Genomic DNA, 13,571 nt, shown 5'->3' on the forward strand with positions numbered 1-13,571 from the left:
CGGGCGGCGGCGGGCGGCGGGCGGCGGCGGCGGGCGGCGGCGGCGGCGGCGGCCGGGCGGCCGGGCGGCCGGGCGGCCGGGCGGCCGGGCGGCCGGGCGGCGAGGCGGCGAGGCGGCGCCCGGCGCGCGATGGCGGGGCGGCAGCGCGATGACGGGGCGGGCGCCAGGCCCCGCCAGCGTCGCGCGCCGGCGGGAGTGGCCGGCGGGATGGCGGCGATGCGGACGCTCAGTCGGTGGACAGCTCGGTGCGGATCCTGTCCAGGGCCTGGCAGAAGCGCCGCAGATCGTTGCCCAGCAGGGTCCGCAAGCGCGCCTCGTGGACCTCGTGCGCGGCGTCCGCCGACTCGACCAGGGCCTCGCCCTTGGCCGTCAGATGCAGCGCATAGGAGCGCTTGTCGATACGGCTGCGACGGCGCTCAAGCCATCCGCGCTTCTTCAGCTCGGCCACCAGCAGCACGAGGTTGGGTCGCTTGATCTCCAGCGTTTCGCCCAGTCGCTGCTGCCGCATGCCCGGATTGGTCGCCACCAGCTTCAAGGCCGAATAGTGCCCCGGCCGCAGGTCGAACGGGCGGAATGCCTGGACGAAGTTGCGGAACACGGCCACCTGGGCCATCCGCAGCTTGAATCCGATGTGCGCCTGGACCGGTCCGACATCCACAACGTCGAGCAGCCCCGTGTCCGCGACTTCCTTCCTTCCGCCCTGCTTCTTGGCCGCCACGTATTCCTCCGGGGTGTTTGTTATATGATATATCGATATTGCGGTACACCGATCCGTGGAGAGACTATGCAAGCATCCGTCGCGGCACGCCAGATCGCGCAGGTGAACCCCGCCCTGCATGCGCCGCCGACGCTGGCCGCGATGCTGGCCGATTCGGTCGCCCGCGCGCCCGAGCGCACCGCTCTGGTCATCGGCGGGCGCGAGATGAGCTACCGCGAACTGGGACAGCGCGCGGTGCGGCTCGCCGCGCAGCTGCAGCAGCGCCTGCCGCGCGGCGCGATCGTGGCCGCACCGCTGTCCAACAGTGCCGAGTGCCTGGTGTGTTCGTTCGCCGCGTTCATCGCGGGGATGCGCTACACGCCCCTCAATCCCTTCTATGGCCGTAGCGAGCTCGCCACGCTGTTCGCCACGCAGGCCCCCGACATCATCGTGCACAACGCCGCCAGCGCGGCGGTGGCAGCCGACCTGGCCGCCGATACCGCCGGCGCGACGCTGTTTCTCCTGGATGCCGCAGAAGCCCTCGACGATGCGCACGCCGATCCGGCGGCGGCGATCCTCGCCGCGTGCTCGGACCTGTCCGGCGAGGACCCGGCCCTGCTGATCTTCACCGGCGGCAGCACCGGTCTGTCCAAGGCGGTGGAGCACAGCCATGCCGGACTGCTGTTCTCGATCCGCGCGCATTGCACCGGCTGGGAGCTGCGCTACGACGTCGAACGCGTGCTCGACGTGGCCCCGCTGTTCCACATCTGGGGCCTGGGCTTTGCGATGCTCGCGCCGATCTACCTGCGCTCGACCCTGATCCTGCTGCCGCGCTACCAGCCCGAGCAGGTGCTGCAGGAACTCTCGCGCCAGCGTGCCACGGTGTTCGCAGGCGGGCCGGCGCCGATCTACGCCGGCCTCCTGGCCTCGCCCGAATTCGCCTCGGCCGACCTGGGCCACCTGACCCTGGCGCTCACCGGCGGCGCGCCCTGCCCGCAGCCGCTGCGCGAGGCGTGGATGGACCGGGTCGGCACTCCGCTGCTCGAAGGCTGGGGCATGTCCGAAGGTGCACCGTTGGTGTTCAACTGGCGCGCCCGCGCGCAGCGTCCGCTGTCGGTGGGTCATCCGGCGCCGGGGATCGAACTCAAGCTGGTCGACATCCTCGATCCTGCGCGCACGGTCGCTAGTGGCGAAACGGGCGAGGCCTGTGTGCGCGGGCCGCAGGTCATGCGCGGCTACCGCCTGCAGGAAAACGCCGCCGAGAGCGGCCTGGATCCGGACGGCTGGCTGCATACCGGCGACATCGGTTACACCGATGAAGACGGCTACCTGTACCTGGTCGATCGCAGGAAGGAGATGATCCTCGTCGGTGGCTACAACGTGTATCCCCGACAGGTGGAGGACCACATGCGCCAGCATCCGCAGGTGCGCGATGTCGCCGTGGTCGCGATCGCCGATGATCGCCTGGGCGAGAGCCCGTATGCGTTCGTGGTCACGCACGAAGGACAGAGGATCGACGTCGACGCGCTGCTGGCGTGGTGCGAACAGTCGCTGGTCAAGTACAAGCGTCCGGTCGGCATCCAGGTCCTGGACGAGTTGCCGCGCACCGGCGCGAACAAGCTCGACAAGCGCGGCCTGCGCGCCTTGCTCCAGCTCCCGCGCCCCTGACCGGCCGACAGGGCCGGACCGGCGGGTCCAGGATCAAGCCGGCTTGGGTCGCAAGCACTGGCCGACGATCGCGGTGATCAGGATGCAGGTGTTGGTGACGATGAACACCCAGTTGCCCAGCATCACGCTGTAGGCGATGAAGCCGATCGAGGCCAGGATCTGGCCGATGAACAGCCAGCGCGAGACGCCGGCGCCGCCGTCGGCGACCTGCTTGCGGATCTGGCGGATGAGGGTGGCAAGCAGGATCGCAGACGCGACCCAGCCGATGATGTCCGGGTTCATGCGACCGCCGCCGCACGCGGGACGGGCGGAAGTTCGCCGTGCGCGTGGGTGGCGGCCGCAGCGGCCTGGCCGACCGCCACCGAGATCTGGTTGAGTCCGCCGACGATGTCGCCGATGGCGTACAGGCCCGGCGTATCGGTCTGCTGGTGGCAGTCGACGATGATCTCGCCCGTGGGTGTGCGGGTGATCGCGAGCCCGCCCGCCGGTACCGAGGTGGTGAAGCCGAGGAAGGAATACACCGTGTCGAACTCGACCGCGCCCGCGTCGCTGCGATAGCGGCAACGCGCACCGTCGAACTCGAGTTCGCCGCCGCCCAGCCAGCGCACGCCGGCCGCGCGCGCAGCCGCGCCGTCCTCGCCGCCATCGCCGCCGTCGCGCGGCAACGCCGAGACCTTGGCGGAAAACGTGCGCAGGAAGCTTGCGTGCGCGCCGATGTCGGCGCTGTCGCCGAACACGCCGATGTGGCGGTCGTTGACCTCGAACGCATCGCAGATCGGGCACAGCCGCAGCGCGCCGCAGGCCAGCGCCTGTTCGGCCCATTCTCCGGGCAGGCGGTCGCGCAGGCCGGTGGCGATCATGACCATGCGTGCGGTCCAGGTGCGTTCGCCCGAGTACAGGGTGAAGCCGCCCCCGTCGCCCGGCTCACGTGTGATCTTCTCCACGTGCATCGGCTCGAACGGCACCTCCGCGTCATTGGCCTGCTTGTGCAGCCGCCGCAGCAGTTCGTCACCGGAGATGCCGCCCGGGAAGCCCGGGCAGTTGTTGCTTTCGGGTATCCAGCGCGCGCGGCTTTGGCCTGCATCGAACACCAGGCACGATCGGTGGAAACGCTGCAGGTAGACGGCGGCGGTGAGCCCTGCGGGGCCGCCGCCCACGATGGCCACGTCGATCATGCGCTGCATCCGTCCGTCGCATCCAGGGGCGGACACCTTAGGCAGCGCAGGCGTCAAGGGCGCGAGAAGCCTGGCGGTCGAAGCGCACGCCGACCACCTCATGCCCGTGCCGGGTCGCGCGGCGGATCAGGTGATCCCGAGGGAGGGGGCAGCCGTGCGATTGGTGTTTTCGCGATGCTTCATCGATGTCCAGCCGGGCATGCCGTGGAAAACCAGCACGTAGTCGGCGGCATATTCGAAGCGCGCGATGGCCTCGGGCGTCATGCCGCGCTCGATCGTGCGGATGCCCTGCTCAAGGTAATCCCAGAAGCGCACGTCGTCTTCGATCGAGAGGCAACGGTGCAGCAGGTCGCGGAAGAGTTCGAGCGAAACGGGGTCTTCGTGTTCGTAGGCAATCGGGAAGCCGCCGGTGTCCCCGCCGTCTTGCGAAAAAGTATGCGTGTCCATGTGGGCCTGGGTCTTGAAGTTCTGTCGGCCGGCGAGATCGGCCCGCTTGTTCTACGCCGCGCAAGGTGCAGGCGTCGTCAAGGGGAAATGCGCCGCTGAACGTGCGGCTGGGCCGTTCATTTTCCGTCGCCCGCTCCCGCAACCCGCCGCCAGTTCATTGATCGGGCGCGCGGAGGCCGTTACGCAGTTCTCGATCATCCGCTGCGCAATCACCGCGGCCGCGTCGCTGTTCGCCCCTGTAGGAGCGGCTTCAGCCGCGACATGCCGATCAGGTAGACACGCCGCTACGGCCACGCATTCGCCCTGCAAGCCCAGCCTCAAAGCTTCGCACTGAAGCCGCCCTGCAAGCGCCCGCAGGTCCGGTCAGTCGATCGGACGTGCCCAGCGCCTGTAGCTTGCGCCGATATCCTCGCGGATTCGCGGATGCAGCTTGGTACCGAGCTCGAGCTCGAGCTGCTCGGCCACGCTTTCCCAGCCGGCGCCGGCAGCGTCGAGCCAGGCATCGACCAGGGTACGGCAGGCGCGTCCGCTGGCGCGTGCGAGCGCGCAGGCGTAATAGACATCGCCCGGGCGCATGCCGCCCGCGGTCAGCGCCTCGTCCAGCAGCGGGCGCGGCGCTTCGAGGTAGCGCACGATCTCGTCGATGAAGGCATCGCGATGACGCGCCGCGTAGGCATCCATGTCGCGCAGCCGCGCGTCGATCCAGTCGTCGCCGGTACCCGCTTCCAGCGCCTCGTCGGAAGACTCCTGCGCGGAACCTGCGCCCTCCTGCGCGACGGCCACGCCTGAGGCCAGCGCGCAGGCCAGGGTCGCAGCGAGGACGAGTCGGATCGTTTGCACGCGGCGCGCCATGTCAGCCCGCGAGTGCCGTCGGCGCCGCGGACGCAATGAGCTCGCGCAGCGCCTGCGGCAGTTGCGCGGCGCTGGCCACCTGGCGCAGGCGCGGGTGGCCGGAGACGTCGTCGGCTTCGTTCTCGTGCGCCCAGGTCAGGTGGTAGGGCACGTGCACGCCCCAGCCGCCAAGGCGCAGCACCGGCACGATGTCCGATCGCAGCGAATTGCCCACCATCACGAAACGGTCGGCGGGAATCCCGAATTCATCGAGCAGGCGCGCGTAGGTGTCCACGTCCTTCTCGCTGACGATCTCGATGCGGCGGAACAGCGCGGCCAGGCCGCTGTCGCGCACCTTCGCCTCCTGGTGGAACAGGTCGCCCTTGGTGATCAGCACCACGGCGTGCTCGGCCGCGACCGCCTCCACAGCTTCGCGCACGCCCGGCAGCAGCTCCACGGGGTGGCGCAGCATGTCCTTGGCGATCTGCACGATGCGGTGTAGGTCGCGCGCGGGGATGCGGCCATCGGTGATGTCGACCGCGGCCTCGACCATGGACAGCGCCATGCCCTTCACGCCATAGCCGAACACCGCGATGTTGCCCTTCTCCACCGCATACAGGCGATCGCGCAGGCTGCTGTCGCCGAGGTCGACGTGACGCCCGACGATGCGTTCGAATTCTTCCTGCGCGGCGTGGAAGTAGTCCTCGCTGCGCCACAGGGTGTCGTCGGCGTCGAAGCCGACCATGTCGATCACTGTCATGGCGGCAGTATATGTCCGCGCAAAAGACATCGGCGGCCCGGAGGACGCCGATGCAGGTCCGTCAATGCGGACGGAATGGCCGATGCGTCAGTCGGTGCCGCCCGACGCCTCCGGCTGTGCCGCGTTGTTGCGGGCGACGAAGGCCTTGTACTCGTCCGGCGTCAGTTCACCGTTGGCGTCGGAATCGGCGTCGCCGAACACCTGCGAGAGCGACTGCAGGCCGCCGGCCTCGGTCTGGCTGAGGGTGCCGTTACCGTCGACGTCGAGGTCGGCCCAGGTCAGCGGCTTCTGCTCGGCGGCGGGCGCGGTGGACTGGGTCGGATCGGTCGGCGGCGCCTGCGTGGTCGGTGCCGTCGCGTCCTGGGCAAAGGCGGCCGGGATGGCGAGGGCGGCGCCCAGCGCGATCAGCGCGGACAGGGGTTTGCGTGCATTCTTCATTCGCTATATCTCCGTGGGGGAATCGAAGTGTGGCGCGGGGCTGCACGTCGATGACGACCGCTTCCGCACGGGGCACACCTTGCCCGCGCGCCATGAAGACCGATGCATGGACGGAGTTAAGAGGACGTTTGCCGCGGGCAGGCGTTCAGGTCGATCAGCCGCGCGCAGGACATGCCGTCCAGCGCAGGCCTTGGCCGCACGGGCGCTATCATGCCCCGACCCGAATTCACGGCCAGGAGCCTCCGATGCATCGACCCGCATTGACCACCACCCTGCTCTCCATGGCGCTGCTCGCCGCCTGCGGTGCCGGCAACGGCAACGCACCTGCAACATCGGTCGAGGCCACGGCGGGCGCGGCACAGGTGGCGGATGCCGCCCCCCGCGAGTCCCGCGAGATCGGGCCGTTCACCGCCCAGACCATCGCCTCGTTCAACGAACCCTGGGCGCTGTCCTTCCTGCCCGACGGTCGCCTGCTGGTCAGCGAACGGCCCGGCGCGTTGAAGCTGGTGGACGTGGCCAGCGGCCGCGCCGGCGACATCGGCGGCGTGCCCGAGGTGGTCTACGGCGGCCAGGGCGGCTTCGGCGACGTGGTGCCGCATCCGCAGTTCGCCGACAACGGCCTGGTCTACGTCAGCTACGCCGAGAAGGGCGACGGCGACACCGCCGGCGCCGCGGTCGCGCGTGCGCGGCTGGTGACCGACGAGGCCGGCGGCGGCAGCCTCGAAGGCCTCGAGGTGATCTGGCGCCAGGTGCCCAAGGTCACCGGCGGCGGACACTACGCGCACCGCATCGTGTTCCACGACGGCAAGCTGTGGATCTCCTCGGGCGACCGGCAGAAGTTCGATCCTGCGCAGGACATGCAGTCCAGCATGGGCAAGGTGCTGCGCCTGGAGGACGACGGCAGCGCGCCATCCGACAATCCCTTCGCCGGACAGGGCGAGGTTGCCGCGCAGGTGTGGTCGCTGGGCCACCGCAACCCGCTGGGTCTGGCCTTCGACGCCAGCGGCCAGCCCTGGGACATCGAGATGGGCCCGAAGGGCGGCGACGAGCTCAATCGGGTCGAGCGCGGCGCCAACTACGGCTACCCGGTGGTCTCCAACGGCGACCACTATGACGGCCGCCCGATCCCCGACCACGACACGCGCCCGGAATTCAACGCGCCCGCGATCACCTGGACGCCGGTGATCTCGCCTTCGAGCCTGGTGTTCTATTCGGGCGAGCTGTTCCCGCAGTGGCAGGGCAATGCATTCGCCGGTGGGCTGTCGTCGCAGTCGCTGGTGCGCATCGAGTTCGACGGCCAGACCGCGCGCGAGGCCGAGCGCTATGCCATGGGTGCGCGCATCCGCGGCGTGCGCCAGGGCCCGGACGGCGCGCTGTGGGTGATCGAGGACGGCAAGGATGGACGCCTGCTGCGGCTGACGCCGAAAGGCTGAGGGCTTTGATCGCCTGGGCGGCCGGCTATTGCGCCGGCCGCTGCGGACGGATGCCCATCGCCTCGCGATAGCGTGCGTGCAGGGCCTGGACCTTGACGATGTAGGACTGCGTTTCCGCATACGGCGGCACGCCACCGTGGCGCTGCACCGCGCCGATGCCGGCGTTGTAGGCGGCAAGCACGAGCGTGCGGTCGTCGCGATAGCGGCGCATCAGGCTGCGCAGGTGGCGGGCGCCGGCCCGGATCGACTGCGCGGCATCGAAGGGATCGGCCACGCCATATTCGGCCGCGGTTTCGGGCATCAGCTGCATCACGCCCTGCGCGCCCTTGGGCGAAAGCGCCTCGGCATCGAATCCACTCTCGGCATGCGCGACCGCGCGCAGCCACGCATCCTCCACGCCGGTGGCCTTCGCCGCGGCCTTGAACTCGGCGGCGAACGGCGCCAGCTGCGGCGCGCCGACGCGGCCGAGGCCTTCATGCGCGGGCTCGCCCGGCGGCGTGACAGCGGTGAATCGCAGGTAGACGCGTGAGCCGGGCAGGTTGCGCGTGCCGTAGACGAGCTTGCCGTCCTGCTCGCGCTCGTACAGCGTGCCGCTGAACACGCCCATCGAACCCCACAGGTTGGGCGTCTGCACTGCGTTGTCGTCGATCTGCCGGGCCTCGCATTTGGAGCCCGGCTCGGGCGCCGTGGCGAGGCTGACGGTGCCCTCGCGCACACAGCGGTAGACGGTGCGCGCCTCGGCCTGGGGCATGGCCAGCGCCAAGGCAAGGAGTGCGGGGATCGCGCGCGCCAGGATCCATCGCGACCGGCCCGCCCCCATCCCTGCCCTTCCCCCGCGGGCGGGGGAAGGGTTCAACGCGGGGCGGGATGCGTCCATGTTGTGCGGCGCGTGCCGCGCCACAACTCAGGACGCGATTTCGATGCCGTCGGCGGTGATGCGGTATTCCACCGGATCGACGGCGACGCCGCTGGCGCTGTCGGCGCCCAGGTGTTCGACCTGCTCGGGCGTGAGCTGCTTGCGGGTCAGCACGCCGTGCACCACGGCCGTGCCGGTGGTGTCCCCGGGGATGTGGAAATCGTGCTGGCCGAACATCACGCGGGCGGCCTTGCCGTCATCCTCGAGCATCATCCAGCAGCCCTTGGCCTGGCAGACCTCGGTGATGCGCCCGCTGAAGTGCTGCGGGCGCTCGGCGTGGGCGTCGAAGGCGTTGATCGCCTGCGAGACTGGCACGGCGTCGCCAGCCGGGAGCGCCTTGCCGTAGGACGTGGATGTGGGCGTGGCCGCGCCAGCGGCAGCGGCGGACAGCAGCAGGAGCAGGGTCGGCAGCAGGCGCATGGCGCGCTCCTTCGGATCAAGGGCGGCCACGATAGCGCGAAGGCTGCGGCACTGGCGTTAGCATGCGGGTCCACCTGTTGCAGGAACGCGAACGTGTCTGACTGGTCCCACCTGATCCGCGACGTGCCCGACTTCCCCAAGCCCGGCATCACGTTCAGGGACATCACCCCGGTGCTGGCCGATGCGCGCGCGTTCGCCGCGGCGGTGGCGGCGATGGCGGCGCCCTGGCGCAACGCGCCGCCCGATGCGGTGGCGGGCATCGAATCACGCGGCTTCATCCTCGGCGCGGCGCTGGCGCTTGAACTCGGCTGCGGCTTCGTGCCGGTGCGCAAGCCGGGCAAGCTGCCCGGGCGGACGCTGTCGGAAGGCTATCGTCTGGAATACGGCAGCGACCGGCTCGAGGTCCACGTCGACGCGGTGCCGCCGGGTACGCGCGTACTGGTGGTCGACGACGTGCTTGCCACCGGCGGTACCCTGCGCGCGGCCACCGCACTGCTGCGCCGGCAGGGCGCGCAGGTGATCGGTGCGGACGTGCTGGTCGAACTGGTGCCGCTGCGCGGTCGCGACCAGTGGGACGATGCGGTGACGCTGCGGGCTGCGCTGGTGATGTGAGGCGGCGCTGGGGGTTCATGCAGCCCTGCACCCGCTGCCACCGCGCAGCATCACCACAGGCACCGTGTTCCATCGCCGGAACGGCGTCGCGCCGTAGAATGCCCATCCGCCGCATGCACGCGGCACCCCACTCTCCCCCCGGTTCCCGATGCGCGCTTCCCCTGCACCGGCCGGCCCCGCGTCCGCGTCACCGCTCGCCATCGTCCTGGCGCTTTCGGCGGTGTACCTGGTCTGGGGTTCGACCTATCTCGCCATCCGTTTTGCGCTGGAAGGCGGCTGGCCGCCGCTGTTGATGGGCGGCGTGCGCTTCGTGATCGCGGGTTCGTTCCTGTACACGGTGCTGCGCCTGCGCGGCATGCCCGCACCAACCCGCATGCAGTGGCGCAACGCGGCCTTCGTCGGCGTGCTGCTGCTTGCGGTGGGCAATGGCCTGGTGTGCGTGGCCGAGCAGACCGTGTCCTCAGGCCTGGCCGCGGTGGCGGTCGCCTCGATGCCGCTGTGGATGGCGCTGTTCGCGGCGCTGCGCGGCGAGCGGCCCCGGCGGGTGGAATGGCTGGGCCTGGCGATCGGCTTTGCCGGCGTGGCCTGGCTCAATGCCGGCAGCAGCCTGAGCGCCACGCCCGGCGGGCTGGTGGCGCTGCTGGTGGCGGCGGTGGCCTGGGCCTACGGCTCGGTCTGGAGCCGCGGGCGCGACCTGCCCAGCCCGTTCATGGGCGCGGCCGCGCAGATGCTGTGCGGCGGCGTGGTGATGCTGGTGGTCGGGTTGGCGCTGGGTGAGCGCTTTGACGGCTGGCCTGACGCGCGCGGCCTGCTTTCGGTCGGCTACCTGGCCAGCATCGGTTCGCTGGTCGGCTTCAGCGCCTACATCTGGCTGCTGCACCACGTGCGCCCGGCGCTGGCCGGCAGCTATGCCTACGTCAATCCGGTGATCGCGGTACTGCTGGGCGCGTGGCTGGCCGGCGAGCGCTTCGGCGCGCAGGACATCGGCGCGATGGGCGTCGTGCTGCTGGGCGTGGTCGCGATCACGCTGGCGAGGTCGCGCAGGCCGGCTCCCACCGTGCCGCCCGCAGGCGCGAAGGCATGAGTCCGGCTGTGCTGGACCGCCGCGGCCTGTGGATCGCGGTGGCCGCCTTCGTGATCTGGGGGCTGATGCCGCTGTACTGGCACCTGCTGCGCGAGGTGCCGTCGCTGCAGATCGTGCTGCACCGCGCGGTGTGGTGCGCGGTGCTGGTCGCTGCGTGGCTGACGTTGCGCGAGGGCCGAGGCTGGCTGCGCGCGGTGATCGTGCAGCCGCGGCTGGCGGGCATGCTGGCGCTGTCGGGCACGCTGATCGCGTTCAACTGGGGCCTGTACGTGTGGGCGGTCAACAGCGGGCACGTGATCGAGGCCAGCCTGGGCTACTTCATCAATCCGCTGCTCAACGTGCTGATCGGCGTGGTGTTCCTGCGCGAGCGGCTGTCGCGCGCGCAGTGGATCGCGGTGGCGCTAGCCGGCGGCGGGGTGGCGTGGCTGACCGCAGGCTACGGCCGCTTTCCGTGGATCGCGCTGTGCCTGGCCGGCTCGTTCGCGCTGTATGGCGTGATCCGCAAGTTCGCCGCGGTCGAGGCGGTGCGCGGGCTCGGGGTCGAGAACATGTTCGTGTTCGTGCCGGCGCTGGCGCTGCTGGCCTGGATCGAACTGGGCGGCAACGGCGGCTTCTTCTCGCTGCGCTGGGGCGGCTGGACTGACGTGTTTCTGGTGCTGGGCGGCGCGCTGACCGCGATCCCGCTGATCTTCTTCGCCTATGCGGTGCGGCGTGTGCCGCTGAGCGTGGTCGGCCTGCTGCAGTACCTGGGGCCGACGCTGCAGCTGCTGCTGGGCGTGTTCTTCTTCGGCGAGGCGTTTGGCATCGATCGTGCCGCAGGCTTCGCCTTCATCTGGGCCGGGCTTGCGATCTTCGCGATCGACGGCGTGCGCGCCGCGCGCCGGCGGATCGTCGCGCAGCAGGCGTAGGCGCCCGGTCTACGTCCGGGCCTTTGCGTCAGGACGCATGTGCGAACGCCGGCCCGGCGAGCGCCAGTGGCGGCGGGCAGAAGCGATGCGGGCTGGCGTTGTCGAGCCAGTCGATCACCGTCGGCGCCAGCAGGTCCAGGCGCATCGGCAGGCTGATGTGGTCCTCGCCGGGCACCTCGATGTAGTGCGCGCGCGGCGCGGCCTCGGCCAGCGCACGGCCATGCGCGACCGGCACGTGGGCATCGTCGCTGCCATGCAGCAGCAGCACGCAGGCCGGCACGGCGGCCAGCGCAGCGCCGACATCGACGCGATCCAGCGACAGCTCCAGGGTCTGCCCGGCGCTGTCGATCGCACGCTCCAGCGCCGCGTCGTCCAGCTGCCAGCGCAGCCAGCGATGGCTGAACTGCTGGGCGAACGTCTCCGGCGCCTTGTGCAGCATGTGCGGCACCATGTCGCGGATCGCACCGGCGGCGTTGTCGAACGATTCCAGCGCCACCACGGTCGCGACCTGCGCGCCCAGCTCGCGCGCGCCGAAGATCGCAGTCGCCGCGCCATACGACACGCCCATCAGGTGCAGCGGGCCGACGATCTCGCCGCGCGCGCGCAGCGCCGCCACTACGTCGGCCACGTCGCGCGCCTCGCGCAGGCCGTAGCCCGAGGGGGCGGTGCCGGAGCGACCGTGGTTGCGCAGGTCCAGGCTGATCGTGCGATAGCCGGCCTGCGCCAGCTGCAGCGACCAGGGCAGCAGCGAGCCGCCGTCCATCATCCAGCCGTGCAGCAGCAGCACGGTGCCGCGCGGCGCGGTCGCGGCCTGCGGCGTGGAGAAATCCAGCTCGAAATCCATGTGCTGGGTGTCGCCGGCGCTGTAGGCGTAATCGAGCCGGTAATCGCCCGGATCGAGCGCGCGCCAGAACAGCGGCACGCCATCTGCGTTGCGCACGAAACCTTCGCGATGCGGCAGCCGCGCCAGCGCCTCGTCGATGCGCTGCACCGGCAGCAGCGGCGACGTCGCACCGGGCGCCACCAGCTGCGCGCCCAGTGCGCGAGCGCCGTCGGGCGAAGCAAAGCCGACAAGCAGCAGGACGCAGCCACACAGGCAGAGCAGGAACAGGCGGCGCATCGCGACTCCTTCGCAGGGAAACGGTTGCAAAGGTTAGGGTCGCCGCGCGCCGCCATCTACCGCGCCCGTATGACAGGGTGATGACAGCGCGGCCTGCGTTCAGCATTAGAATCGCCGGTTCACCCCACGCAGCGCCCAGACCCATGACTCCCTCGCACGTCCTTCCCCGCGGCAGCATCGTCGCGCTCGTCACGCCCATGCACGACGACGGCAGCGTCGACTACGACGCGCTGCGCGCGCTGGTCGACTGGCATGTCGAACAGGGCACCGACTGCATCGGCGTGGTCGGCACCACCGGCGAATCGCCGACGGTCGACGTGGACGAGCACTGCGAGATCATCCGCGTGACCGTCGAGCAGGCGGCCGGCCGCGTGCCGGTGATGGCCGGCTGCGGCGGCAACTCCACGCGCGAGGCGATCGCGCTGGCGCAGTTCGCGCGCGCGGTCGGCGCCGACAGCCAGCTGCAGGTGGTGCCCTACTACAACAAGCCCGGGCAGGAAGGCATGTACCTGCACTTCCGCGCCATCGCCGAGGCCACCGGCGAGCTGCCGATCGTGCTCTACAACGTGCCCGGCCGCTCCGCCGCAGACATGCAGCACGAGACGGTGCTGCGCCTTGCGCAGGTGCCGGGCATCGCCGGCATCAAGGAAGCCACCGGCAACATCGAGCGCGCGCAATGGCTGGTGCGTGACCGGCCCGAGGGCTTCCGCGTGTATTCGGGCGATGACGCCACCGCGGTCGCGCTGATGCTGTGCGGCGGCGACGGCAACGTCAGCGTCACCGCCAACGTCGCGCCGGGCCTGATGCACGAACTGTGCGTCGCCGCGCTGGCCGGCGACGTGGCACGCGCGATGCAGATCCAGCTGCGCCTGCTGCCGCTGCACCGGCAGCTGTTCATCGAGGCCAATCCGATCCCGGTGAAGTGGGCGCTGTCGCGCCTGGGCCGCTGCGGCGGCGCGCTGCGCCTGCCGATGACCGAACTCGATGCAGCGAACCGGCCGGCGGTGGAAACCGCGCTGCGAGAGGCGGGTGTGCTGGGCTAGTCCGGCGCCGATCCCGCTT

General features: G+C 70.6%; 16 protein-coding genes. 6 read left to right on the top strand and 10 right to left on the bottom strand.

The features are described from left to right. Window positions 1-226: 226 nt before the first annotated feature. On the bottom strand, window positions 227-718 hold the full coding sequence (locus ACW5DW_RS15495) for a MarR family winged helix-turn-helix transcriptional regulator (protein ID WP_457020111.1): 492 nt from the start codon (window positions 716-718) through the stop codon (window positions 227-229). Window positions 719-784: 66 nt separating this feature from the next. On the opposite strand from ACW5DW_RS15495, the gene ACW5DW_RS15500 reads away from it, so the two are divergent. Next, a complete protein-coding gene (locus ACW5DW_RS15500; protein ID WP_457020112.1) occupies window positions 785-2,365 on the top strand; it encodes a class I adenylate-forming enzyme family protein in 1,581 nt (526 codons plus the stop codon). Window positions 2,366-2,398: 33 nt separating this feature from the next. Here ACW5DW_RS15500 and ACW5DW_RS15505 read toward each other — a convergent pair whose 3' ends face one another. The 6 genes from ACW5DW_RS15505 to ACW5DW_RS15530 form a co-directional block, all read right to left on the bottom strand. Next, window positions 2,399-2,647 carry a hypothetical protein gene (locus ACW5DW_RS15505; protein ID WP_457020113.1) on the bottom strand — a complete coding sequence of 83 codons (249 nt, stop codon included), beginning with the start codon at window positions 2,645-2,647 and terminating at the stop codon, window positions 2,399-2,401. After that, window positions 2,644-3,540 carry an NAD(P)/FAD-dependent oxidoreductase gene (locus ACW5DW_RS15510; RefSeq protein ID WP_457020115.1) on the bottom strand — a complete coding sequence of 299 codons (897 nt, stop codon included), beginning with the start codon at window positions 3,538-3,540 and terminating at the stop codon, window positions 2,644-2,646. The genes ACW5DW_RS15505 and ACW5DW_RS15510 overlap by 4 nt, the downstream gene beginning before the upstream one ends. 126 nt (window positions 3,541-3,666) lie before the next feature. Further along, window positions 3,667-3,987 (bottom strand): hypothetical protein, encoded by a 321-nt coding sequence (locus tag ACW5DW_RS15515; protein WP_457020116.1) that lies wholly within the window; start codon window positions 3,985-3,987, stop codon window positions 3,667-3,669. 363 nt (window positions 3,988-4,350) lie between these two features. Beyond that, window positions 4,351-4,827, bottom strand: a complete 477-nt coding sequence (locus tag ACW5DW_RS15520; RefSeq protein WP_457020118.1) for a hypothetical protein — start codon at window positions 4,825-4,827, stop codon at window positions 4,351-4,353. A gap of 13 nt (window positions 4,828-4,840) precedes the next feature. Then, a complete protein-coding gene (locus ACW5DW_RS15525; protein WP_457020120.1) occupies window positions 4,841-5,578 on the bottom strand; it encodes an HAD family hydrolase in 738 nt (245 codons plus the stop codon). A gap of 87 nt (window positions 5,579-5,665) precedes the next feature. Next, the gene (locus ACW5DW_RS15530; protein ID WP_457020121.1) at window positions 5,666-6,016 is read right to left on the bottom strand and encodes an EF-hand domain-containing protein; all 351 of its coding nucleotides are present in this window, start codon (window positions 6,014-6,016) and stop codon (window positions 5,666-5,668) included. A gap of 260 nt (window positions 6,017-6,276) precedes the next feature. On the opposite strand from ACW5DW_RS15530, the gene ACW5DW_RS15535 reads away from it, so the two are divergent. Continuing rightward, window positions 6,277-7,449 (top strand): PQQ-dependent sugar dehydrogenase, encoded by a 1,173-nt coding sequence (locus ACW5DW_RS15535; protein WP_457020335.1) that lies wholly within the window; start codon window positions 6,277-6,279, stop codon window positions 7,447-7,449. Between the two features lie 25 nt (window positions 7,450-7,474). Here the strand turns inward: ACW5DW_RS15535 and ACW5DW_RS15540 are convergent, their stop codons facing one another. Further along, complete coding sequence (locus tag ACW5DW_RS15540; RefSeq protein ID WP_457020122.1) at window positions 7,475-8,200, bottom strand: lytic transglycosylase domain-containing protein; 726 nt, start codon at window positions 8,198-8,200, stop codon at window positions 7,475-7,477. A gap of 153 nt (window positions 8,201-8,353) precedes the next feature. Next, the gene (locus ACW5DW_RS15545) at window positions 8,354-8,785 is read right to left on the bottom strand and encodes a DUF4920 domain-containing protein (protein WP_457020123.1); all 432 of its coding nucleotides are present in this window, start codon (window positions 8,783-8,785) and stop codon (window positions 8,354-8,356) included. Between the two features lie 51 nt (window positions 8,786-8,836). Here ACW5DW_RS15545 and ACW5DW_RS15550 point away from each other — a divergent pair, with 51 nt between their 5' ends. From ACW5DW_RS15550 to rarD, 3 genes are all read left to right on the top strand, one after another. Further along, window positions 8,837-9,397: an adenine phosphoribosyltransferase gene (locus ACW5DW_RS15550; protein ID WP_457020336.1), complete on the top strand. Its 561-nt coding sequence runs from the start codon at window positions 8,837-8,839 to the stop codon at window positions 9,395-9,397. A 148-nt stretch (window positions 9,398-9,545) separates the two neighbouring features. Continuing rightward, complete coding sequence (gene yedA, locus ACW5DW_RS15555) at window positions 9,546-10,481, top strand: drug/metabolite exporter YedA (protein WP_457020125.1); 936 nt, start codon at window positions 9,546-9,548, stop codon at window positions 10,479-10,481. Continuing rightward, on the top strand, window positions 10,478-11,389 hold the full coding sequence (gene rarD / locus ACW5DW_RS15560) for an EamA family transporter RarD (protein ID WP_457020127.1): 912 nt from the start codon (window positions 10,478-10,480) through the stop codon (window positions 11,387-11,389). The genes yedA and rarD overlap by 4 nt, the downstream gene beginning before the upstream one ends. Window positions 11,390-11,417: 28 nt before the next feature. Here the strand turns inward: rarD and ACW5DW_RS15565 are convergent, their stop codons facing one another. Next, window positions 11,418-12,509: an alpha/beta fold hydrolase gene (locus ACW5DW_RS15565; protein WP_457020128.1), complete on the bottom strand. Its 1,092-nt coding sequence runs from the start codon at window positions 12,507-12,509 to the stop codon at window positions 11,418-11,420. A 143-nt stretch (window positions 12,510-12,652) separates the two neighbouring features. Between ACW5DW_RS15565 and dapA the strand changes: the two genes are divergently transcribed. Continuing rightward, the gene (gene dapA, locus ACW5DW_RS15570; protein ID WP_457020130.1) at window positions 12,653-13,552 is read left to right on the top strand and encodes a 4-hydroxy-tetrahydrodipicolinate synthase; all 900 of its coding nucleotides are present in this window, start codon (window positions 12,653-12,655) and stop codon (window positions 13,550-13,552) included. The last annotated feature ends 19 nt before the right edge of the window (window positions 13,553-13,571 follow it).

This window comes from Luteimonas sp. A482, from assembly GCF_054072655.1.

What these genes read in the sequence shown, in the direction of transcription:
- ACW5DW_RS15500 (WP_457020112.1), top strand. Translation starts at nt 785, where the DNA reads ATGCAAGCATCCGTCGCGGCACGCCAGATCGCGCAGGTGAACCCCGCC.
- ACW5DW_RS15505 (WP_457020113.1), bottom strand. Translation starts at nt 2,647, where the DNA reads ATGAACCCGGACATCATCGGCTGGGTCGCGTCTGCGATCCTGCTTGCC.
- ACW5DW_RS15510 (WP_457020115.1), bottom strand. Translation starts at nt 3,540, where the DNA reads ATGATCGACGTGGCCATCGTGGGCGGCGGCCCCGCAGGGCTCACCGCC.
- ACW5DW_RS15515 (WP_457020116.1), bottom strand. Translation starts at nt 3,987, where the DNA reads ATGGACACGCATACTTTTTCGCAAGACGGCGGGGACACCGGCGGCTTC.
- ACW5DW_RS15525 (WP_457020120.1), bottom strand. Translation starts at nt 5,578, where the DNA reads ATGACAGTGATCGACATGGTCGGCTTCGACGCCGACGACACCCTGTGG.
- ACW5DW_RS15530 (WP_457020121.1), bottom strand. Translation starts at nt 6,016, where the DNA reads ATGAAGAATGCACGCAAACCCCTGTCCGCGCTGATCGCGCTGGGCGCC.
- ACW5DW_RS15540 (WP_457020122.1), bottom strand. Translation starts at nt 8,200, where the DNA reads ATGCCCCAGGCCGAGGCGCGCACCGTCTACCGCTGTGTGCGCGAGGGC.
- ACW5DW_RS15545 (WP_457020123.1), bottom strand. Translation starts at nt 8,785, where the DNA reads ATGCGCCTGCTGCCGACCCTGCTCCTGCTGCTGTCCGCCGCTGCCGCT.
- yedA (WP_457020125.1), top strand. Translation starts at nt 9,546, where the DNA reads ATGCGCGCTTCCCCTGCACCGGCCGGCCCCGCGTCCGCGTCACCGCTC.
- rarD (WP_457020127.1), top strand. Translation starts at nt 10,478, where the DNA reads ATGAGTCCGGCTGTGCTGGACCGCCGCGGCCTGTGGATCGCGGTGGCC.
- ACW5DW_RS15565 (WP_457020128.1), bottom strand. Translation starts at nt 12,509, where the DNA reads ATGCGCCGCCTGTTCCTGCTCTGCCTGTGTGGCTGCGTCCTGCTGCTT.
- dapA (WP_457020130.1), top strand. Translation starts at nt 12,653, where the DNA reads ATGACTCCCTCGCACGTCCTTCCCCGCGGCAGCATCGTCGCGCTCGTC.